Genomic DNA, 21,170 nt, shown 5'->3' with positions numbered 1-21,170 from the left:
GGGTCAATCCGCGCGCCGCTCCAGCCGGACCACCACCGACTTCGACGTCGGCGTGTTGCTGATCTCGGCGGTGCTGTCGAGCGGCACCAGCACGTTCGTCTCCGGGAAGTAGGCCGCCGCGCAGCCGGGCGCGGTCGGGTAGCCGACGACCCGGAACTCCGGTGCGCGCCGCTCGGTCCCGTCGGACCATTCGGACACGAGGTCGACGAGGGCGCCGTCCGGGAGGCCGAGGGCGGCCAGGTCGGACGGGTTGACGAACACGACGCGGCGTCCGGCCTTGATGCCCCGGTAGCGGTCGTCCAGCCCGTAGACGGTGGTGTTGTACTGGTCGTGGCTGCGGACGGTCTGCAGCAGCAGCCGCCCCTCCGGGACCCGCAGCACCTCCAGCCCGTTGACGGTGAGGTTTGCCTTGCCGGTCGCGGTCGGGAAGCGGCGCTCGTCGCGCGGCGCGTGCGGCAGGACGAACCCGCCCGGCGCGCGCACGCGGGCGTTGTAGTCGGCGAACCCCGGCACCACCCGGGACACGTGGTCGCGGACGACGTCGTAGTCGCGCTCCATCGCCGCCCAGTCGACGACCGAGGCGGGCAGCGCCGCGCGGGCCAGCCGGCACACGATCGCGACCTCCGACAGCAGGTGCTCCGACGCCGGCGCGAGCCGGCCCCGGGACGCGTGCACCATGCCCATCGAGTCCTCGACGGACACGAACTGCGCGCCGGACTCCTGCACGTCCCGCTCGGTCCGGCCGAGGGTCGGCAGGATCAGCGCGTACTCGCCGGTCACCGCGTGCGAGCGGTTCAGCTTCGTCGAGACGTGCGCGGTCAGCCGGCAGTTCCGCAGCGCCGCCTCGGTGACGGCCGAGTCGGGCGTGGCGCGGACGAAGTTGCCGCCCATCCCGAAGAACACCTTCGCCGCGCCGTCCCGCATCGCGCGGATCGCGCCGACGGTGTCGAGGCCGTGCGCGCGCGGCGGCGCGAACCCGAACTCGGCCTCCAGCGCGTCCAGAAAGGCGGGCGCGGGCTTCTCGTAGATGCCCATCGTGCGGTCGCCCTGCACGTTGGAGTGGCCGCGGACGGGGCAGACGCCCGCGCCGGGGCGGCCCACGTTGCCGCGCAGCAGCAGGAAGTTGACGACCTCGCGGATCGTCGGCACCGAGTTGCGGTGCTGGGTGAGGCCCATCGCCCAGCACACCACGATCCGCTCCGCGGAGAGCACGTCCCCGAGCGTCGCGGCGATCTCGCCGCGGGTCAGCCCGGTCGCCTCCAGGACGTCGCCCCAGTCGAGGTCGCGGACGTGCTTCTCGAACGCCTCGAACCCGTGCGTGTGCGCGTCGATGAACGCGCGGTCGACCGCGTCCGGCGCGTCCGACTCCAGCAGCAGCCGGTTGAGGGCCTGGAAGAGCGCGAGGTCGCCGTTCAGCCGGATCTGCAGGAAGCGGTCGGCGAGCGCGGTGCCCTGGCCGGTGACGCCGGACGGCCGCTGCGGGTTCTTGAACCGCATCAGCCCGGCCTCCGGCAGCGGGTTGACGGCGACGATCCGCGCGCCGCCCTTCTTGGCGCGTTCCAGCGCCGACAGCATCCGCGGATGGTTCGTCCCCGGGTTCTGCCCGACCACGAAGATCAGGTCGGCCTCGTGCAGGTCCTCCAGGAGCACCGAGCCCTTGCCGACGCCGAGCGTCTCGGTCAGTGCGGAGCCGGACGACTCGTGGCACATGTTGCTGCAGTCGGGCATGTTGTTCGTGCCGAACTCGCGGACGAAGAGCTGGTAGGCGAACGCCGCCTCGTTGCTCGTCCGTCCCGAGGTGTAGAAGACGGCCTCGTCGGGCGAGCGGAGGGCGTTCAGCTCGGACGCCAGCAGCGCGAAGGCGTCGTCCCAGCCGACGGGCTCGTAGTGCGCGGCGCCGGGGCGCCTGATCATCGGCTCGGTCAGCCGGCCCTGCTGCCCGAGCCAGTGGTCGGACCGCTCGCCCAGCTCGTCGACCGTGTGCGCGGCGAAGAACTCCCGAGTGATCCGCCGCGTCGTGGCCTCCTCGGCGACGGCCTTCGCGCCGTTCTCGCAGAACTCCGCGACGTGCCGCTCGTCGCCCTCGGGCCAGGCGCAGCCGGGGCAGTCGAACCCCTGCTTCTGGTTGACGCGCAGCAGCGTCAGCGCCGTCCGCGCGGCGCCCATCTGCTCGTACGAATCGCGCAGCGCGGCCGCCACTCCGGGCACGCCCGCCGCCCACGTCTTCGGCTTCGACACCTGCAGTCCGGCGTCATCGAAGTCGCCGGAGGGGGCCTTGCGGCTCATGGTCACATCCTCGTGGGGCTCGGCGCTGTGACCTCCCACTGTCGCACGGAACCGCGCCCCGGAAAGGCCCGGACTCCGGCGGACGGAAAAGCTCAGCGCGCGCGCCGCGCGGTCACTGCGGCGTTCACTGCGGCGGCCCCTTCGCCAGCCGGACGTCGACGGCGACGATCCCGCCGCCCGGCCGCACCCACTCGATGCGGACGACGTCGCCGGGGTGGCGGCGCAGCATCAGCCCGGTCAGCGCGGACGGCGAGTCGACGCCCTCGCCGCCGAACGTGACGATCGCCGCGCCCACCGGGATCCCGGCGGCGTCGGCGGGACCGCCCGGGACGACCTCGACGACGCGGGCGCCCGGCTCCGTCCCGTTGCCGCGCACCATCACGCCCAGCATCGCCGTCTCGCCGATGTGCACGGTCGCGGACGCCTCCCCGCGCCGGATCTGCGCGGCGATCTCCAGCGCGCGGTCCGCCGGGATGGCGTAGCCGCGCGGCTCCCGCCCGTCCGGCGCGTTCCCCTTCAGCGCGGCCGACGCGGCCGTGTTGACCCCGATCACCCGGCCCGCGGAGTTCAGCAGCGGGCCGCCGGAGTCGCCCGGCTTGATCGGCGCGCTCACCTCGATCATCCCGGCGAGCCGCTCGACGCTGCCGTCGCTGTCGTCCCGGGCGGTGACCGTCTGCCCCAGCGCGGTGACGTGCCCGGTGACGACGCTCGGCTCGCCGCCGTCGCCGCCCGCGTTGCCGACGGCGGTGACCGGGTCGCCGATCGCGACCGTGGACACCGGCGCGAACCGCGCGGCCGGCAGCCCGGACGCGCCGGTCAGCCGGATCACCGCGATGTCCTGGGACGTGTCGTACCCGACGACCCGCGCCCGGTAGGTGCGGTCGTTGTCGGTGTCGGTGCCCTCGAGCCCGGTGGCGCCCTGGATGACGTGGCTGTTGGTCAGCACGAACCCCGCGGCGTCCAGCACGATGCCCGTTCCGGCGGCCCGGGTGCTCTCCAGTCCCCGCACCGCCGTGATGTTGACGACGCCCGGCTGCCGCTCGGCGAAGTCCGTCCGCTCGGGGGCGACCTCCGTCGCGGTGACGGGCGGGACGGCGGTCTCGGTCTCCTCGCCCGGCAGGCGGCAGGAGGGGACGAGGAAGGCCAGCAGCGCGACCAGCAGCAGCGGCAGCACGGCACGGAGTCCGCGGCGCCCGCTTCCGCGGCGTCCGGGGAGTTCGGTCACTGAGCCCCTCCTCACCCCTTTCCACCCATAATTCCCGATCCCCGGTGAATAGTCCCCGGCCGAGTTGACCGCGGATCTGCCTAACGGTTAGCTATAAGCCTCGACGGAGGGGGGCCGATGCAGGACATCGTCCTGGCGCTTCTGGCCAAGGAACCCGCGCACGGGTACGAGCTGCGCGCGCGCCTGCGCGACGCGCTCGGCCCGCTCGGCGAGGACCTGAACGCCGGCCAGGTGTACGTGACGCTGCGGCGGCTGGAGAAGGCCGGGCTCGTGGAGTCCCGCGTGGTCGGCCAGTCCGACCGCCCCGACCGCAAGGTCCACGACCTCACCCCGGCGGGCCGCGAGCGCGTCGCCGCATGGCTCGCCGAGCAGGACTGGGAGCGCACGGCGCCCACCGAGTTCCACCTCAAGCTCGTCGCGGCCCGCGCCGCCCGCCTCGCCGACCCCGTCGAGATCGTCGACGCCCAGCGCCGCGACCTGCTGCGCCGCCTCGCCGGCGTGCAGCGCGCCGCGCTCGCCGAACCGCCCGGGAGCCGCGCCGCGCTCCTGCTGGAGGGCGCGGCGCTCCGCCTGCAGGCCGACCTGCGCTGGCTCGACGCCTGCGAGACCCACTGGACGAAGGAAGCCGAGTGAACGAGTACGTGATCAGCGCGCGGGGGCTGTGCCGGCACCACGGGTCCGGGCCCGCGCTCGTCCGGGCCGTGGACGGCGTCGGGCTGGACGTCGCGGCCGGCGAGACCGTCGGCATCGTGGGTCCGAGCGGCTGCGGCAAGTCGACCCTCCTGCACCTGCTCGGCGGCCTCGACCGTCCGGACGCGGGCGAGATCCGCCTCGCCGGGCGCCGCATCGACCGGCTCACCGAGGCCGCCGCGGCGCGGATGCGGCGCGACCGCGTCGGCTTCGTGTTCCAGGCGTTCCACCTGGTCGACGAGCTGACCGCCCTGGAGAACGTGGAGCTGCCCGCGCTGCTGGCGGGGGCGTCCCGGCGCACCGCCCGCCGCCGCGCGGCGCACCTGCTCGAGCGCGTCGGGCTGTCCGACCGCGCCGGGCACCTGCCGGGCGCGCTGTCCGGCGGGCAGCGGCAGCGGGTCGCGGTCGCGCGGGCCTTGGTCAACGACCCGCCGCTGCTGCTGGCCGACGAGCCCACCGGCAACCTCGACAGCGCGGCCGCCGCCGACGTCCTGCGGCTGTTCGCCGCGCTGCGCGCCGAGGGCCGCACGCTGGTCGTCGTCACGCACGACTCCCGCATCGCCGGGACCGCCGACCGGCTGATCACGATGCGGGACGGCGCGTTCGTCGACCAGACGGTCCTGACCGGGCGGACCGGCGGCCTCGGCCCGCTGTCCGGGCTCGTCTGATGGCCGCGCCGACCGGCCGCGCCGCGCTCGTCCTGCGGCTGGCGCTGCGCGACCTGCGCCGCCGCCCCGCGCAGGCCCTCCTGCTGCTGCTCGCGATCGCCGCCACCGCCGCGACCCTCACGCTCGGCCTGCTCGTCCGGGGCGCGGCCGACGACCCGTGGGAGCGCACCCGCGCCGCGACCGCGGGCCCCGACGCCGTCGCCGCCGCGCCGGCTCCCGCCGCCCTCGCGGCGCTCGCCCGCGAACCGGGCGTCGCCGCGGCGGGCCGCCCCTTCCCGACCTTCTCGACCACGCTGCGCGCCGGGGACGTCGAGGTCCAGGCGGTCGTCCACGGCCGCGGTCCCGACCCCGCGCACCCCGCCCGCCCGGACGCCGCCGGCGGCGATCCCGCGCGGCCGGGCACCCCGGACGGCGCCGGCGGACGCCCGACGGCGGGGACGCCCGCGGACGACGGGGCCGCCAGGCTCGACCGCCCGCACGTCACGGACGGCCGCTGGGCGGGGCCCGGGACGGCCGTGGTGGAGCGGGCGTTCGCCGAGGCGCTGGGCGTCCGGCCGGGCGACGCGGTCGTCGTCGGGGGCCGCCGCCTGACCGTCGCGGGCCTCGCCGTCACGACCGGCCGCGCCCCCTACCCGTCGGCCGCCCCCGGCCTCGTCTGGACGACCCGCGCGGACACCGCCCGGCTGGACGCGCGGGAGCGGAGCTGGACGATGCCGCTGCGGCTCACCGACCCCGCCGCCGCGCCCGCGTTCGCCGCGGAGCACGGCTGCCCGGCGCCCGGAGCGGGCGGCTGCGGCGGAGCGGCCGCGCAGGCGACGCGCGTGCAGGCGGCGCAGGACATCGCCGCCTACGCGACCGCGGAGCTGCGGCTCGCCGACCGGGCGCTGCTCGCCGGGACGTGGGCGCTGGCGATCCTCGCCGGGCTGTGCGTCGCGCTGCTGGTCGGCGGCCGGCTCGCCGAGCAGGGCCGCCGGGTCGGGCTGCTGAAGGCCGCCGGGGCGACGCCCGCGCAGGTCGCGGCCGTCCTGCTGGCCGAGCACCTGCTGATCGCGCTCGCCGCCGGGGCCGCCGGGCTCCTCGCGGGCTGGGCCGCGTCGCCGCTGCTGACCGGGCCGAACGCGGGGCTGCTCGGCGACGCGACCGCGCCCGTCCCGGGGCCGGGTACGGTCGCGGCCGTGCTGCTCGCGGCGCTGGCGGTCACCGCCGCGTCGACGGCCGTCCCGGCGCTGCGCGGCGCCCGGGTCCGGACGGCGCGCGCGCTGAACGAACCGGTGCGCGGGCCGGGCCGCCGCCCCCGCCGGCGGGGGGGGGGGGGGGGGCCGCCCCCGGCTGGTGGGGCTGTCCGCGGGCCTGCCCGTCCCGCTGCTGCTGGGCGTGCGGATCGCCGCGCGGCGCCCCCGCCGCACGGTCCTCGCCGCCGCGAGCACCGCGGTCACCGCCGCGATGCTGGTCGCGGCGCTCGCCATGCGGCGGCAGGTCGACGCCGAGGACGCGGGCGCGGCCGGGCCCGCGTTCGTCCCGGGCGCCGGGAACCCGGTGACGGAGCGGGTCGGGCAGATCATGCTGGTGCTGTCGCTGGCGCTGCTGCTCCTCGCGGCCGTCAACGCCGTCCTCACCGCCTGGACGACCGCGCTCGACACCTCCCGCACCGCCGCGCTCGCCCGCGCCGTCGGCGCGACGCCCCGGCAGGTCGCGTCCGGGCTGGCCGCGGCGCAGCTCCTCCCGGCGTCCGCCGCGGCGGTCGCCGGGATCCCGCTGGGCCTGCTGGTGCACCGGGCCGCGCTCGCCCTCGGCGGCGGCGGGGCCGCCGCCGTGGACGTCCCCGCGCCGTGGCTCGCGGCGGTCGTGCCCGGCACGCTCGCGGCGGTCGCGCTGCTCGCGGCCGTCCCGGCGCGGCGGGCCGCGAACCGCCCGGTCGCGCGGGTCCTGTGACGGCCGGGGGAGTCAGGGGGGGTCGGGGGAGTCAGGGGGAGAAGTACCGGCGCGGGTTCTCCACGAGCATCTGGTCGAGCTGCGCGTCCGTGACGCCGCGGGCGCGCAGCGCGGGCAGGACGTCGTCGCTGATGTGCCGGTAGTTCCAGTTCGGCGCCATGCCGCGCAGCAGCTCCGGGTCGGGTCCGAACCAGTCGATGAAGCAGCTCGCGTCGTGGCTCAGCACCATCCGGTCGGCGTAGCCGCGCTCGCACATCGCGACGACCGTGCTCACCCGGTCGGCGGTCGAGTTGATCACGTCGAGGCCGAACCGGTCCATGCCGAGGATCGCGCCGGTGTCGGCGAGCTCGCTCAGGTAGTCGAGGTCGTTGCTGTCGCCCGCGTGCCCGATCACCACCTTGGCCAGGTCGGCGCCCTCCTCGCGCAGCACCCGCACCACCTCGCGCCCGGCGTGGACCGAGCTCTCGGTGTGGACGGTGATCGGCGCGCCCGTCTCGCGGTGCGCGCCCGCGACCGCGCGCAGCACCCGCTCGACGCCGGGCGTGAGGCCGGGGGCGTCCACCGCGCACTTGAGGAACGCGGCCCGCACCCCGGTGTCGCCGATGCCCTGCGTCAGGTCCCGGACGAAGTCGGCGATCATCGGCTCGGGGCCGCCGAGCAGCGTGCCCGGGCCCCGGTGGTGGAACTGGAACGGCAGGTCGTTGTAGGTGTAGATGCCGGTCGCGGCGATGATGTTGAGCTCGGGCACCCGCTCGGCGATCCGCGCGATCCGCGGGATGTAGCGGCCGAGGCCCCAGACGGTCGGGTCGGCGATGGTGGTGACGCCCCGCTCCACGAGCTGCCGCAGCTTGCGGACGGCGTCGGCGGCCTTCTCGTCCTCGTCCCACCAGTCGCCCGCGCCGTAGTTCTCGACGTGCTCGGTGCTCAGCACGAACACGTGCTCGTGCATGAACGTGCGGCCGAGCGCGCCGACGTCGACGGGGCCGCGAACGGTCTGGACTTCGGCCATGCGAACTACCTCCGAACATGCACCGGGTGCATACCGACCGGTCGGTTTCTGGCAAGCTAGGACGCGGGACGCGGCCGCGTCAATGCCCTACCCCAGCGGAGGTGCGCAGGTGACCGACGGCGAACGACCGGACGTCCGGCCCGTGCGGGAGAGCGCGGTGGAGCGGCGGATCCTCGCCGCGGCGCTGCGGCTGTTCGCCGAGCACGGCTTCGACGGGACGTCCGTGCAGGGGATCGTGGAGGCCGCGGCCGTCACCAAGGGCGCCCTCTACCACTACTTCGACTCCAAGGACGACCTGCTCTACGAGATCTACCACTCGCTGATCGCCCGGCAGCTCGCCGACCTCGACCGGGTGCTGGCCGAGCGGCCGCCGCCGCGCGAGGCCGTCCGCGCCGTCCTGACCGGGCTGATCCGCAGCACCGCCGAGCACATCGACGAGGCGAAGGTGTTCAGCCGCGAGATGCACCGCCTCGACCACGGCCGGATGCGGTCGGTGCGGGCGCAGCGGCGCCGCTACCACGTGACGTTCCGCGGCCTGGTCGAGCAGGGGCAGCGCGAGGGCGTCTTCGCGCGCGCCACCCCCGCCGAGACCGCCACGATCGTCGCGCTGGGCATGGTCAACCAGATGCCCGCGTGGTGGCGGGCGGACGGCCCGAAACCGGCCGGGGCCCTCGCCGACGAGGTCGCCGGGTTCGTCCTCGCCGCCCTCGAGAACGGGGTCCTCGAGAACGGGGCCGCTCAGCCCCCGGCGGGCTGACGGGCCCGCGCGGCGAACGCGGCGACGGCGGCGGCCAGCACCGCCAGCACCGCGATGGACACCGCCATCGGGACGGCGGTGTCCTCGCCGCCGATCCCCGCGAGCGGCCCGGCGGCGCCGCCCAGCGTGAACTGCCCGACGCCGAGCAGCGCGGACGCGCTCCCGGCGATCCGCGGCGCCCGGCCCGACAGCGCCAGCGCCGTCGCGTTCGGCAGCACCAGCCCCTGCCCGGACGCGACGAGCAGCATGCCCGGCAGCACCCCGGGCAGCCCGAGCCCGGCGAGCACCGCCACCAGCAGCAGCGCCCCGCCCGCGACGACGATGCCGAGGCCGGTCGCCAGCAGCCGCCCCAGCGCGACCCGCCCCGCGAGCCGCCCGCCGACCTGCCCCGCGACCATGATCCCGACCGCGTTCACCCCGAACGCGGTGCTGAACTCCTGCGCGGACAGCCCGTAGACGTCCTGCAGCACGAACGGCGACCCGGAGATGTAGGCGAACATCGCGCCGAACGACAGCCCGATCGTCAGCACGTACCCGGCGAACGACCGGTCCCGCAGCAGCGCCCCGAACGTGCGGAGGGTCGCGCGGACGCCGCCGGTCTGCCGCTCCCCGGGAGGCAGCGTCTCCCGCAGCCCGAGCAGCGCCGCGAAGAACAGCGCCACCCCGACGGCGGCCAGGGCGGCGAACAGGCCCGGCCACGGCACGACCCGCAGGAGCTGCCCGCCGGCGACGGGCGCGAGGATCGGCGCGAGCCCCGTCACCAGCATCAGCATCGAGAAGAACCGGGCGGCGGCGACGCCCTCGTACAGGTCCCGGACGATGGCGCGGGCGATCACGATCCCGGCGGCGCCCGCCGCGCCCTGCACGAACCGCGCCCCGACCAGCGTCTCCACGGTCGGCGCGAACGCGCACAGCAGCGACGCGGCGCTGTACACCACCATCCCGGCGAGCAGCGGGCGGCGGCGGCCGAGCGCGTCGCTGAGCGGGCCCGCCACGGCCTGCCCGAGCGCGAGCCCGATCAGGCAGCCGGTCAGCGTGAGCTGCGTGAGCGCCGCGCCGGTCGACAGGTCGTCGGCCACCTCGGGCAGCGCGGGCAGGTAGAGGTCGGTCGACAGCGGGGCGATGGCGGTGAGCGCGCCGAGGACGGCGATGAGCCCGAACCGCTTGCCCGGGCGGGGCGCGGCGGCCGCCGCCGGGGCGGGCGCGGCGGGGTCCGCCGGGCGGGTGCCGGGAGGCCGGGGGGACTGCGACATGGGGGCTCCGTGGACGGACGGCGCCCGGCCGCGTCGCGCGGCCGGGCGGTGGGGGACGTCGGGGGACTCGAACGGCGGGGGCCTCAGGAGGCGGCGGAGCCGGAGGGCGGCGGCCTCAGAGGACGGTGACGACCTGCTCGAACTCCAGCCGGCGGTTCCGCCGGAACCACGCGTCCGGGCCGGGCCGTCCCGCGTTGACGACCGCGATGGCGCGCAGGTTCCCCGCCGCCAGGAACTCCTTCTCGACGGCCTCGGCGTCGAAGCCCGCCATCGGCCCGGCGGCGAGCCCGGCGGCGCGGATGCCGAGGATGAGGTAGCCGAGCTGGATGGTGGCGTTGAACCGCGCCATCCCGGCGCGGCCCGGGCTGGCCGCCAGGTTGTCGCGCGCGTCCGGATTGTGCCAGATCACCGGCATGTGCTCGTGGAAGTCCTCGTCCGCGGCGACGATCAGCGACACCGGCGCGGCCGCCGTCTTCGCGCGGTTCCCCTCGGCCATCAGCGGGACCAGGCGCTCCTTCGCCGCCGCGCCGCGCACCGCCACGATCCGCAGCGGCTGGGCGTTCATCGCGGTCGGCGCCCACTTCACCAGCTCGTAGACCGCGCGGAGCTGCTCGTCGGTCACCGGCTCGGACGTGAACGTGTTCGCCGTCCGAGCCTCGCGGAACAGCAGGTCCTGGGCCTCCTCGGCCAGGGCGAGGAGGCCGGCGGGCGCGGTCGCGGTCATCGTGCAGCCTTTCGTCGGAAGAGGGGTTCCCGCAGGATGCAACGAGATGACCGTCCGTTATCTGCCGCGTCAGACAGTGGAGTGCGTCACATCCAGAACGGCGGGCGGGCGAGCGTCGTCAGATCCGAGAGCCGCTGCGCCGCCGCGAGGGCCGCACCCGTCGCCGTCCCGACCGTCAGCAGCGACAGCCCGCCCAGCACCGCGAGCCGTCCCAGCCGGTACCCCGCCGGGACGCGCTCGGCGCCGCGCCCCCGCACCGGCCAGGGCGCCCGCAGCGGCACCGTCCCCGGCGGCTCCGGGTCCGCCGCGCCCGGCGCGCCGTCCGCCGCGGCGCCCGGCGCGAGCCCCGCCGCCCACGTCAGCAGCTCGGCGACGTCCGCCGGCTCGGCGCCCGGCCCGGACGCGAAGTAGCGGACCCGCCCCGCCACCTGCTCGAGCGTCCGCACGGTGTTGCCGAGCCCGACCCCCGCGAGCCACGCGCGGACGCCGCCGTCCAGACCGCGGCCGATCTCCGTGCGGGCCAGCAGGTCGGTCTTGGTGACCACCACCGCGACGCGCTTCTGCCGGCCCCGGTCGGGACGCGACCGCAGCTCGTTCAGCACCCGCTGCAGCGTGTCGGCCGGGTCCTCCTCCGACGACACCGCCGCCCCGTCGACCAGCTCCCGCTCCTTCCCGGTCAGCGCCCGCCGCACCTGCGGGAGCGCGAACGGGTCCACGACGAACACGAGCGCCTCGCCGTGGTCGAGGTACCGCAGCGACTCGACCTCCGTCGCGCCCGTGTAGTGCTCGCCCGCCGGGTCGAACAGGTACAGGATCCGCCGCGCCCGCCCCGGCAGCTCCACGTCCACCATCGTCGCCAGCGGCAGCTCCGGGCCCGTCTTCGCCAGCCGCCCGCCCCGCCGGAACTCCCCGATCGCCGCCGCGTACGCCTCCGCGTGCCGCCGCTCCACGAACGACAGCCGCCCCCCGGCCGCGTGGGCGCGCGCGTGCAGCGCCCGGATGCCCAGCACCATGAACGTCGTCTTCCCCGCCGCCGGGCCCCCGACGAACGGCAGCGGCTCCACCCGCACCCGTCCGATCCGCTCCGGCAGCCGCCCGCCGCAGTGCGGGCAGTACGCCGCCAGCCGGAACCGGCCGAGCGGCACCGTCGTCGGCAGCCGCGCCCCGCACCGGCACACGTGCCGGAACGCGCCCGCCGCGCCCGGCGCCAGCCGCGGATGCCGCGCCCCGCACCCCGGGCACTCGTACTCCGGCAGCGCGATCCGCTCGTAGCAGAACGGGTGCGGGCACGTCTGCAGGATCCGCCCGTACGCCATGAACCCCCGCTCGACCGCCGCGAGCAGCAGCACGCACGCGAGCCAGCCCACCAGCCCCACCGCCGCGACGACCCCGTACATCACCGTCAGCGCCAGCACGAACACCGCCGCCGGGACGGCCGCCGCCGCGATCCCCGCGCACAGGGCGAGCCAGAACGGGAACGCGAAGAACCCCCACGGCCCGCCGAGCAGCAGCGTCCGGGTCAGCCACGCGACCGTCCGCCGCGCCGTCGTCCACACCCGCGGCACGACCGTCCGCGTGATCGTCCACCAGTCCCGCCACACCTGCCCCAGCAGGTAGGTGCGGTACGCGACGTCCGGGGCGGCGACCGGCGACGGCCCCTTCAACGTGGACGGCGCCAGCGTGCGGCACGCGTGCAGGTAGTACAGCCCCAGCGCGGCGCCCCCCGCCACCACCAGCGTCACGGGGAACAGCACCGGGAACACGTACACGAACCCGAGCCACATCACCGCGGCCCACACCGCGAACAGGATCAGCACCAGGACGCCCTGCACCCGGTCACCTCCCCTCGGCGATCAGCTCGCGGAGCGCGGCCCGCAGCTCCGGCGCGCGCCCCAGGTACGCGTCGAGCTGCCGGCCCGCGAGCCACCGGCCCGCGGCCGTCCGCGCCCACTCCTCCAGGCCCGCTTCCCGCACGTCCCGCCCCCGCAGCCGCAGCACGACCTCCACCAGCTCGTTCCGCTGCTCGACCTCCGCGCCGCGCAGCGGCGCCCGGCCCGCCCGCGCCCGCGCCGGCAGCGCGTCCGTCCAGCATCCCGCGAGCCGCGCCCGCAGGCCCGCGTCCAGCGCCGCCAGCAGCGCCGCCCGGAACTCCGGCGGCCGCCGGCACAGCCGCCGCGCCGCCCCGCCGAACGCCGCGTCCGCCAGCCGCTCGGCCGCGCCCGCCCCGACGAGCGCCGACAGGGCCTTCGCCGCGGCGCCGGGCCGGTCGGCGGTGACCGCGTCCGCGTGCGCCCGCACCGCCGCCGCGTCCCCGGCCGCCGCCCCGCCCGGCAGGACCGCCTCCGCCCGCGCCGCGAGCCGCAGCACCCCGGCGTCGGTGAACGACCCCTCCGCCAGCCGCCCGAACGTCCGGCACGGCAGCGCGGCCAGCGCCGCGTACCGGCCCACCGCGGCCCCGTGCGCGTCCAGCAGCTCCGTGCACTCCGCGACGGACGGCGGCGACACCCACACCTCCCCGAACGCCCCCTCCAGGCCGTCCGCCTCCGCGGCGCGGTCGGCGAGGTTAAGCAGCTCGGTGGTGACCGCCAAGCGCCGGGCGGGATCCCGGCGCCCCACGGACGCCAGCACGGGCACGGCCACGCGCGGGACGCCGCGCAGCCGGTCCAGGTGCCCGTGGAGCGCGTCGCACATGTCGGGTTCGAGCGCGCGGGCGCCGCCGTCCGCCAGCCCAGCGAGGACACCGTCGACGAGCGCGCCGCGAAGGCCGCCCGGGCAGGCCGCCAGCGCCGCCGCCAGGTCGCGGGCACCGCGCCGGACGCACCCGGCCGCCGCGTCCGCCAGCTCGTCCGGCCCGACCGGCGCCCCCGCCCGCGCCGCCACCCCCGCCACGGCCGCGACCTCGGCGAGGTCCGGCGCCGCCGCGAGCGCGACCGGAACCCGCCCGCCCAACTCCCCCTCGCCCACCGGACCGGCACGCCGCCCCTCGCCACCGCCACCCCCCGCACCCGCAGCGCGCGCGGTGCCCGGGGTGTGCGCGGTGCCCGCCGCGTGCGGGCCGTTCGGTGTGTGCGGGGGGCTCGTCGGGTCGGGGTCGGGGGGAGGGGGCTCTTGGGGGAGCGGGGGGAGGTGGGTGCGGGCGGCGGGGTCGGACAGGGCGAGCATGGCGACGCGCAGGTCGCACTCGCGGGCCACCTCGGGGACGCCGGCCGCGGCGGCGCCCGCGCGGACCGCGACGGCCAGGTCGAGGGACATGGACGGGACGCGCGGCAGCAGGTCCCGCCACGTCCAGCCGGGCAGCGCGGGGCGCCGGGCGGCGAGGAGCGCCGCGAGGGCGCGCTCCTCGTCCGCCGACACCGCCGCGTCCGGCCGGCAGAGCGCGAGCAGGACGGCGGCGGCCTCGCCGCCGACGCCGTCCAGCTCGGCGAGTTCGGCCAGCGCGTCGAGGCCCGCGAAGTCGGCGGCGCGCCAGCAGCCGGTGACGGTGCGGGCCAGCCGGGAGGCCGGGGCGTCCGGGACGCCCTCGCGCAGGTCGACGGCCAGGGCGTGGGACGCGTGGTGCCGCACGTCCGTCCAGACGCCGGGCGTCGTGCCCACGAGGTGCTGGGCGGCGCGCTGCGGGTCGGCGCTGTAGGTGACGAACGTCAGCCGTTCGGCGGCCGCGACGGGCAGCGAGTACGACACCAGCGCGATCCAGCGGGCGATCGTGTCGACGTCGTCGGCGACGAGCACCACCCGGCCGTCGCCCGCGGCGATCCGCTCGCCGACCGCGCCCACCAGGACGCCGAGCGTCCCGAACGGGTCGGCGGGGCCGGACGCGGGGAGCCAGCGGGCGAGGTCCTCGGGGGCGAGCGCCGCGCCGGGCGGCAGCTCGTCCAGCTCGTCCAGCCGGTCGCCGGCGGGCGGGCGCGGGTCCCAGATCGGCGACCGCCACAGCTCCGCCGGGCGGACGCCCTCCAGCTCCTCCGGCTCGGCGACGACGGCGTGCCCGAAGAAGTTGCCGTAGCGGCCCGAGTAGTCCCGCCCCAGGTAGCGGCACCGGACCAGGACCGGACGGCCGTCGACCCGGTCGTACAGCAGCGAGACGGGGAACCGGCCGAGCTCGGCATCGCCCGGTTCGGCCGGGGCCTCCGGCGGCGGACGGTACGACAGGTGCGGCAGCACGCCCGCGCGGGCGCCCTCGGGCAGCCCCGGGGTCTCGGCGACGAACTGGAACCCGGACCGGCCGGTCGGGCCGTGCCGCACGGACGTGTAGTGCAGCTGCCACGCCATCGTCACTCGCCTCCCGGACGAACACCGTCGAGCATCCCGAACCGGTACAGCAGCCACAGCAGCGGGTCCTCGGCGCGGTGCGGGCGGACGCCGCCCGCGCCGACCCGCCCGTCCGCGGGGACGCCGCCGAGCGCGGAGAGCGCGAAGAACGCGTGGTCGGCGTACTGCTGCCCGAGGTAGGTGTCGAGCTGCCCGGCCCGCCAGTCGTGCAGCAGCGCCCGCACCTGCTCGTGGACGGCGTCGCGGTCGTCGAGGTCGAGGACGCCCGCCCCGGTGCGGGTCCGGTGCAGCGCGGACTGCCGCAGCAGGTCGGGGCGCAGCGCGTCCATCTTGGTGAGGGCGACCGCGACGGGGACGGGCAGCGGCTCGCCGGGCCGGGCGCCGTGCCGCCCCCGCAGCGTGTCGGTGACGCGCGCGATGACGTTCAGCGGCTCGCTGTCGGGGTCCTCGCCGGGGACGCGCGGGGCGGGCACGGCGTCGCGCAGCACCGGCCGGGCGCCCGGCAGTTCGAGCGGGTCCACCAGGAAGACCACCGCGTCGGCGGCCTCCAGGTAGCGCAGGTGCAGGTCGGTGACCTCGCGGCTGCGCAGGTCCTCCCCGGCGGTGTCGAACAGGACGAGCGCGAGCGCGTCGTTGCGGGCCCGCGCGAACCGGCCCCGGCGGGTGCGGGTCAGCAGGTAGACGAGGGGTTCGCGGGGGCTCGTCGCGGCGGACGCCGTCGTGGGCAGCAGCCTCCGCTCCTCCAGCAGCGGGCGCGCGAAGTCCCGCTTGTACCGTTCGATGGTGCGGTCGTCGCACGCCACCAGGGACGCGTCGAGTTCGGTCCCGACCCGGTTCATCAGCTCGTGCAGCAGCACCGCGATGTAGGTGCTCTTGCCCGCGTTCTTCGCCCCGACCAGCGCGACGATCCGGCCGGGGGAGTCGCAGTAGGCGGGCGGCAGCGGGTTGTGGCACCGCGGGCACACCCGGTTCCCGGTCGGACGGCCGCACGCCGGGCAGTCGGCGCGCCCCGCCTGCGCGGTGCGGCGGCCCGGCGGGTCGAACACCGGCGGCAGCGACGCGCCCGCCGTCGACCCGGTGTAGGCGGCGAGCGCCTCGTCCAGCACGGGCGCGCACCCCTGCTGCCGTCCGGCCCGGCCCCGGCACCGGAACGGGATCCGCTGCGGCGCGGTGGCCGCGAAGCAGTACGGGCAGGTCACCTCGCGGCGCCCGCCCGGCAGCCCCGGCACCCGCCCCAGCGCCGCCCGCGACAGCCCCGCCCGGGGCGGCCCGCTCACCGGCGCACCCGCAGCCGGTCGACGGGCGGGTCGGACAGCTCGACGTCGTCGTCGGCGGCGAAGCAGCGCAGCCAGTACGGGCCGGCGGCGTCCGGCGCGGGCGCCGACAGCTCCCCGGGGACCGGCACCTGCTCCCACGCCCGCAGCGTCTCCCCGTCGCCCGCGCGGTGCGGCATCACCCGCCCGGACCGCAGGACGAGCGACAGCCGGCCCACCCGGACCGGGCGGGACGCGGTCAGCCGGATCGTCAGCGTCCGCCGCCACGGCGGGCCCGACCGCACGACGTCGTACCGGACGACCGTGCGCGCCGCGACGACCGCCGTCACCGGCGGCCCGGTCACGCGGACGCCGCCGACCGTCCCGGCGGACGCGAGCACCACCTCCACGGCGGCGTCCTCCGGCGCGGGCACCCGGATGCCGCCGTGCGCGTCGTACGCGGCGCGGCTCACCGCCTCGCGCCCCGGCGCGGCGCCCGCCACCCGGTGCAGCAGGTCGATCTCGGCGACGTCGCGGGGCCAGTCGAACCCCACGTGGACGTGCCCGCCGCGCCGCTCGGCGACCAGCCCGCGGGGCGGCGGCAGGTTCACGTGCCGGTGCGCGGCGCCGACCGCGGCGGTGCCCTCGACGACCGTCACCGCGACCAGCCAGCCGCCCGACCCGGGCCGCACCGCGAGCCGTCCCTCGGCGGGGGCGCTCTGCGCGGTCTCCGGGACGCGCCGCGTCTCCCGCCGCACCTCCTCCAGCGGGACGAGCGCGCTGCGCGGCCACGGCGGCTCGCCGTCCGCCAGCACCAGCTCCACCCGGCCGCTCGCGGGCGGCGCGAACCGCACCCGCACCAGCCCGGGATCGCCCGGGTCGGGGTCGGCGGCCAGCTCCATCACCGGTTCGGGCGGCGCGCTCGGCGTCACCGACGCCCGCACGCCCGGTGTGACGACCTCGCGGCCGTCCCCGTCGAGGTAGACGGCGCTGATCCGGTAGGTGAGGGCGCGGCCGTTGGGCACCCGGTCGCCGAACCCGTCGCGGCCCGCGGGCACGGCCGTCCCGTCCCGGACCACCAGCACCCGCGCCGCCTCCGGCGGGACCCGCCACCGCCCGGTGACGCGCCCGTCGCCCGGCAGCAGCTCGACGCCGGACGGCTCGGGCCGCACCACCACGGGGCCCGCGACCGCCGGCGCGGCCGCCGCCTCGCCCCGCACCGCGACGACCCCGTAGTACAGCGGCGCGTTCACCGGCGGCTCCGGGTCCCGCCCGTCCCGCACGGGACGCCCGTCGGCCGGGCCCCGCGGGGGGCGGCCGCGGCGGCGCACCACGTGGTAGAGCACGTCGCCCGCCGTCGACGGCGACGGCTCCCACGACACCCGCACCGCACCGGCGGCGTCCCCGTCGCCGTACTCGACGTCGGCCCGCACGTCCGGGACGGGCGCGGGCGCCAGCCGCCGCTGGTGCTCGGCCGCGCCCGGCAGGTCCCGGACCAGGGTGAGCGCGTCGGCCAGCAGCCGCCACGCCCGGTCCGGGTCGCGTTCGGCGGCGGCCGTCTCGCGCAGCCGCAGCGCCGTGTCGAGCCGCCGCCGCGCCTCCGCCGCCAGCAGCCGCTCCTCCGGCTGCTCCCCGCCGCCGTCGGGCGCCGGGACGTCCGACGCGTCCGCCAGCTCGGCCGCCGCGAACACCTCGCCGGCGTCCAGCAGGGCCCGCAGCCGCCCCGCGAGGCCGCCGGCGCCGGGCCCGCCCTCCCGGACGACCGCGAACACCAGCCGCCGCGCGTCCTCGGCCGCGACGCCCAGGTCCTCGGCGGCGTGCCGCAGCAGCGCCCGGTCCGACGCGCGCTGCCGGAACCGCTCCCGCAGCCGGTCCACGACGTCGTACAGCAGCAGGTCCGCCGGGTCGGCGCCCGACCGCAGCGCCGCCAGGACGGTCTCGGCGTGCGTGGTGCTCGTGTCGCGGGCCCGCCGCGCCCACCGCTCGCCCGCCGCCGCGACCGCCGCGCGGTCCGGACGGGGGGCGCGGTCGGCGCCGCCGGGGGACGCCGGGGCGAACCCGTCGAGCACGCGCATCGGCCCGGTCGGCCGGTCCCCGAACAGGAACCCGGCGAGGTGCCGCTCGCCGAGCACGTCGAGCGACTCACGCACCTTCCGGAACGCCGGGTACGGCGCGGACACCGGCAGCGGGTCGGGCTCCCGCACCTCGATGCCGTCCGCGGCCGCGAGCCGCGCCAGCTCGTCCGCCGCCATCCCCCCGGCGCGCGCGATCGCCGCGACCTCGCCGGGCGTCGCCATCCGCGGCGCGCCCGCCGCGTCCGCGAGCCGCGCCCGCGTCTCCGCCCGGCGCCGCCGCGCCCGCTCCGTCCCGCCGTGCAGCCGGTCGGCGAGGCCGCGCAGGTCGCCGCGCTCGGCGGCGGCGAACACCGGCGCGAGCGCCCGGTGCTCGGCCTCCAGCCGGTCGATCAGGCGCCGGTACTTCAGCTGCCCGCGCGCCCGCCGCCAGCACTGCCGCACCTCCCGGACCCGCGCCGTGACGGCGGCCGGCTCCAGCGGGTCGGGCAGCGCGTACCGGGCGCGCAGGTCCTCGGGCGGCTGGTCGCCCGCGGCGCGCGCGGGCTCCAGCACGTCCCGGCGGTACTCCTCGTCGAACGTCACGACCGCTTGCCTCCCCGCGGGGGACGCCCCCCGCTCCCCCCGGCGCCCCGGCCGGTCCTCAGCTCACCCGGACCCGGGAGAGGGCCTTCCGCGAGCGCTCGACCTCCTCCTCGGACATGCGGCCGACGTCGACCTTCAGGTCGAGCCGCTCGCCGGTCTCCTTCTCCACCGCCGTCACGTTCAGCAGCCCGGACGAGTCGAGCGCGAACGTCACCTCGACCGGCCAGCCCGCCTTCTTGCCCGGCGGCACCCGGATCTCCCCGGTCGCGATCTCGTTGTTGTCGCCGAGCTCCGGCGACTCGACGCTGCCCGCCTGCTCCATCACCCGGATGTCGGCCGACGTCTGGTCGTCGTAGACGGTGAAGAAGTCCTCGGTCTTCGCCGCGGGGAGCTCGTCGTTCGCGTGCACGAGGTGCGCGACGCTCTCGTCGCCGCTGTCGCGGTCCACCACGACGATCCCGAACGCGTGCGACGCGACCGTCCGGATCCGCCGCCCCGCGATCTGCTTCTGCTGCTCCGCCGACAGCCCCGCCCGGATCGCCATGTCCGCCGCGCGCTCGGCGGCGCCCTCCCGCACCAGCCGCCGGTAGGTCTCCTCGAACGCGTACAGCGCCGCGCCCTTCGCCACCGCGAGGTCGGGGTCCTGCAGCCGGGGGATCATGCCGAGCTCGGTCTCCAGCCGCGCCGCGACCACCGGCATCTTCGTCGACCCGCCCACCAGCACGAGGTCGTCGTAGTCGTGGACGCCCTTGTCGGCGGCCGCCGTGAGCGTCCGGCCGGTGATCTCGATCGTCCGGTCCAGGAGGTCCTTGGTCAGCTCCTCCAGCTTCTCCCGCGTCACCTCGACGGCCGCGACGCGCCCGCCGTGCATCACCCGGACGGTGTGCGCCGTCCGCGTCGTCAGCGACTTCTTCGCGTCCTCGGCGTCCCGGCGCAGCTGCTGCTCGGTCTGCGGGTCGTCCAGCGGGTCGCCCGCGTCCGGGTGCTCGGCGCGGAACCGCTCCGCCAGGTGCTCCACGAGCCGCGAGTCCCAGTCGGCGCCGCCCAGCTCGTGGTCGCCGTCGGTGCACACCACCTCGATGTGGCCGTCCCGCAGCGTGATCACCGTCGTGTCGAACGTGCCGCCGCCGAGGTCGTACACCAGGATCGTCCGGTTCAGGTCGGGGTTCAGCACCCCGTAGTTGATCGCCGCGGCGATCGGCTCCGACACGATGTCGATGACGTTCAGGCCCGCGATCCGCCCCGCTTTGCGCGTCGCGTCGCGCTCCGCCGCGCCGAAGTACGCCGGCACCGTCACCACGACGTCGCGGGCCTCCTCGCCCGTCGTGGTCCGCGCGTCCGTCGCCAGCTTCAGCAGGATGAACGCCGACAGCTCCTCGGGCGTGAAGTCGATGCCGTGCATCGGGCGCGTGACGTCCCGGCCCATGTCCCGCTTGACCAGGCTGACGACGTTCTCGGGCTCCAGGACCGCGGTGTCCTTCGCGGTCGCGCCCACCACGACGTTCTCGCCGCTCTCGAAGTACACCACCGACGGCGTCGTGTCGGTGCCCTCCAGGTTCCGCAGGACCGCCGGCCGCCCCACGTCGTCGATCGCGGCGATGCAGGAGTACGTGGTTCCCAGGTCGATGCCGTAGACAGCCATGTCCCTCTCACTATCGGTCCCGAGTCGAGTTGTTCATGGTCTCGCCGCGCCCGGCCGCCTCACGGCGACGTGACCCGGACCTGACGATCGGAGCCGCCGACTCCGGCGCCCGGCCGTCCGCGCCGCCGCCCTCCGCGCCGTTCACGGCGCCGTCGTCCGCACCGCTGTCCGCACCGCTGCCCGCGCCGGTCCCGGGGCCGTCGTCCGCACCGTCCTCGGCGGCGGCGCCCCCGGCCTTCCCCGCGCCGTTCGGGCGGGGCTCCAGCCGGCCGACGCAGACGGCCGCCTTGCGCAGCACCCGGCCGCCCTCCTCGAACCCGTCGGAGCGCGCCTCGACGACGGTGCCGTCCCGGCCGGGCTCGGCGACCGCCGCGACCGCCACGGGCCGGTGCCGGGACGGGTCGTAGGGCTGGCCGGGCTCGGCCCGGAACCGCTCGACGCCCAGCCGGGCGAGCGCGTCCGCGACGTCGTCGGCCAGCGCGTCCAGCAGGTCCGCCGTCGCGCCGGCGTCCTCGGCGGCCGCCAGGCGGCGGGCCTGGTCGTGCACCCGGTACAGCGCGGCGCGGACCGGCTCCAGCATCGCGTGCAGCTCGCCCCGCCGCAGCCGCTGGTTCTCCTCGTGGAGACGGTCGATGACGGACTCGCGGTGCGCGGCCCGTTCGTGCTCGCGGTCCAGCCGGGCGGCGAGCCCCGCCAGGGCGTCCCTGACCTCGGCGCGGAACGCCGCGTCGTCCCGGCCGTCTTTGACCGGATCTTCCCCGTCGCTCGACACGTGCAGTGACCTTAATGGTGAGGCGGCAAGAGG

The 21,170-nt window shown here is 77.4% G+C and carries 16 protein-coding genes and 1 pseudogene; 5 read left to right on the top strand and 12 right to left on the bottom strand.

The features are described from left to right. Positions 1–3: 3 nt before the first annotated feature. Together H505_RS0100395 and H505_RS0100390 are read right to left on the bottom strand one after the other, a co-directional pair. Complete coding sequence (locus H505_RS0100395) at positions 4–2,286, bottom strand: FdhF/YdeP family oxidoreductase (protein WP_026400378.1); 2,283 nt, start codon at positions 2,284–2,286, stop codon at positions 4–6. A gap of 124 nt (positions 2,287–2,410) precedes the next feature. Then, positions 2,411–3,511: a S1C family serine protease gene (locus H505_RS0100390; RefSeq protein WP_026400377.1), complete on the bottom strand. Its 1,101-nt coding sequence runs from the start codon at positions 3,509–3,511 to the stop codon at positions 2,411–2,413. A gap of 117 nt (positions 3,512–3,628) precedes the next feature. Between H505_RS0100390 and H505_RS0100385 the strand changes: the two genes are divergently transcribed. Next, entirely contained in the window at positions 3,629–4,144 is a 516-nt protein-coding gene (locus H505_RS0100385; protein ID WP_026400376.1) for a PadR family transcriptional regulator, read from the top strand. Next, positions 4,141–4,869: an ABC transporter ATP-binding protein gene (locus H505_RS39035; RefSeq protein ID WP_034516056.1), complete on the top strand. Its 729-nt coding sequence runs from the start codon at positions 4,141–4,143 to the stop codon at positions 4,867–4,869. The genes H505_RS0100385 and H505_RS39035 overlap by 4 nt, the downstream gene beginning before the upstream one ends. A gap of 628 nt (positions 4,870–5,497) precedes the next feature. Here H505_RS39035 and H505_RS51360 read toward each other — a convergent pair. Next, the gene (locus tag H505_RS51360) at positions 5,498–5,710 is read right to left on the bottom strand and encodes a hypothetical protein (RefSeq protein ID WP_026400375.1); all 213 of its coding nucleotides are present in this window, start codon (positions 5,708–5,710) and stop codon (positions 5,498–5,500) included. Between H505_RS51360 and H505_RS51355 the strand changes: the two are divergent. Both H505_RS51355 and H505_RS51350 read left to right on the top strand, forming a co-directional pair. Continuing rightward, positions 5,691–6,047: pseudogene (locus H505_RS51355) on the top strand (FtsX-like permease family protein); the annotation flags it as partial. The gene H505_RS51360 and the pseudogene H505_RS51355 overlap by 20 nt on opposite strands. A 154-nt stretch (positions 6,048–6,201) precedes the next feature. Further along, positions 6,202–6,801, top strand: coding sequence for an FtsX-like permease family protein (locus H505_RS51350; RefSeq protein WP_026400373.1), 600 nt, complete (start codon positions 6,202–6,204; stop codon positions 6,799–6,801). A gap of 31 nt (positions 6,802–6,832) precedes the next feature. Here H505_RS51350 and H505_RS0100360 read toward each other — a convergent pair whose 3' ends face one another. Further along, positions 6,833–7,810 (bottom strand): phosphotriesterase family protein, encoded by a 978-nt coding sequence (locus H505_RS0100360; protein WP_026400372.1) that lies wholly within the window; start codon positions 7,808–7,810, stop codon positions 6,833–6,835. Between the two features lie 109 nt (positions 7,811–7,919). Here H505_RS0100360 and H505_RS39030 point away from each other — a divergent pair, with 109 nt between their 5' ends. Next, the gene (locus H505_RS39030; RefSeq protein ID WP_245592396.1) at positions 7,920–8,567 is read left to right on the top strand and encodes a TetR/AcrR family transcriptional regulator; all 648 of its coding nucleotides are present in this window, start codon (positions 7,920–7,922) and stop codon (positions 8,565–8,567) included. Here H505_RS39030 and H505_RS39025 read toward each other — a convergent pair. From H505_RS39025 to grpE, 8 genes are all read right to left on the bottom strand, one after another. Continuing rightward, complete coding sequence (locus H505_RS39025; RefSeq protein WP_051299961.1) at positions 8,549–9,820, bottom strand: multidrug effflux MFS transporter; 1,272 nt, start codon at positions 9,818–9,820, stop codon at positions 8,549–8,551. The two genes, H505_RS39030 and H505_RS39025, sit on opposite strands and share 19 nt — an antisense overlap. A gap of 115 nt (positions 9,821–9,935) precedes the next feature. Beyond that, complete coding sequence (locus H505_RS0100345) at positions 9,936–10,544, bottom strand: malonic semialdehyde reductase (RefSeq protein ID WP_026400371.1); 609 nt, start codon at positions 10,542–10,544, stop codon at positions 9,936–9,938. An 86-nt stretch (positions 10,545–10,630) separates the two neighbouring features. Next, complete coding sequence (locus H505_RS0100340) at positions 10,631–12,376, bottom strand: TRAFAC clade GTPase domain-containing protein (protein WP_026400370.1); 1,746 nt, start codon at positions 12,374–12,376, stop codon at positions 10,631–10,633. Between the two features lie 4 nt (positions 12,377–12,380). Then, a complete protein-coding gene (locus H505_RS0100335; protein WP_026400369.1) occupies positions 12,381–14,813 on the bottom strand; it encodes a GAP1-N2 domain-containing protein in 2,433 nt (810 codons plus the stop codon). 2 nt (positions 14,814–14,815) lie between these two features. Next, the gene (locus tag H505_RS0100330; RefSeq protein WP_245592395.1) at positions 14,816–16,090 is read right to left on the bottom strand and encodes a TRAFAC clade GTPase domain-containing protein; all 1,275 of its coding nucleotides are present in this window, start codon (positions 16,088–16,090) and stop codon (positions 14,816–14,818) included. Beyond that, a complete protein-coding gene (locus H505_RS0100325; RefSeq protein ID WP_026400367.1) occupies positions 16,087–18,723 on the bottom strand; it encodes a SaeA-related protein in 2,637 nt (878 codons plus the stop codon). Before H505_RS0100325 ends, H505_RS0100330 begins: the two co-directional genes overlap by 4 nt. A gap of 58 nt (positions 18,724–18,781) precedes the next feature. After that, complete coding sequence (locus H505_RS0100320) at positions 18,782–20,365, bottom strand: Hsp70 family protein (RefSeq protein ID WP_026400366.1); 1,584 nt, start codon at positions 20,363–20,365, stop codon at positions 18,782–18,784. A 10-nt stretch (positions 20,366–20,375) separates the two neighbouring features. Next, the gene (grpE, locus tag H505_RS39020) at positions 20,376–21,137 is read right to left on the bottom strand and encodes a nucleotide exchange factor GrpE (RefSeq protein WP_064743427.1); all 762 of its coding nucleotides are present in this window, start codon (positions 21,135–21,137) and stop codon (positions 20,376–20,378) included. Between the last annotated feature and the right edge of the window lie 33 nt (positions 21,138–21,170).

Origin of the sequence: Actinomadura rifamycini DSM 43936 (assembly GCF_000425065.1) — a bacterium.
In the GTDB taxonomy this organism is placed as follows: domain Bacteria; phylum Actinomycetota; class Actinomycetes; order Streptosporangiales; family Streptosporangiaceae; genus Spirillospora; species Spirillospora rifamycini.
This window is presented reverse-complemented; position numbering and strand designations above follow the sequence as displayed.

What these genes read in the sequence shown, in the direction of transcription:
- H505_RS0100395 (WP_026400378.1), bottom strand. Translation starts at nt 2,286, where the DNA reads ATGAGCCGCAAGGCCCCCTCCGGCGACTTCGATGACGCCGGACTGCAG.
- H505_RS0100335 (WP_026400369.1), bottom strand. Translation starts at nt 14,813, where the DNA reads ATGGCGTGGCAGCTGCACTACACGTCCGTGCGGCACGGCCCGACCGGC.
- H505_RS0100385 (WP_026400376.1), top strand. Translation starts at nt 3,629, where the DNA reads ATGCAGGACATCGTCCTGGCGCTTCTGGCCAAGGAACCCGCGCACGGG.
- H505_RS0100345 (WP_026400371.1), bottom strand. Translation starts at nt 10,544, where the DNA reads ATGACCGCGACCGCGCCCGCCGGCCTCCTCGCCCTGGCCGAGGAGGCC.
- H505_RS0100320 (WP_026400366.1), bottom strand. Translation starts at nt 20,365, where the DNA reads ATGGCTGTCTACGGCATCGACCTGGGAACCACGTACTCCTGCATCGCC.
- H505_RS39025 (WP_051299961.1), bottom strand. Translation starts at nt 9,820, where the DNA reads ATGTCGCAGTCCCCCCGGCCTCCCGGCACCCGCCCGGCGGACCCCGCC.
- H505_RS51360 (WP_026400375.1), bottom strand. Translation starts at nt 5,710, where the DNA reads ATGTCCTGCGCCGCCTGCACGCGCGTCGCCTGCGCGGCCGCTCCGCCG.
- H505_RS0100360 (WP_026400372.1), bottom strand. Translation starts at nt 7,810, where the DNA reads ATGGCCGAAGTCCAGACCGTTCGCGGCCCCGTCGACGTCGGCGCGCTC.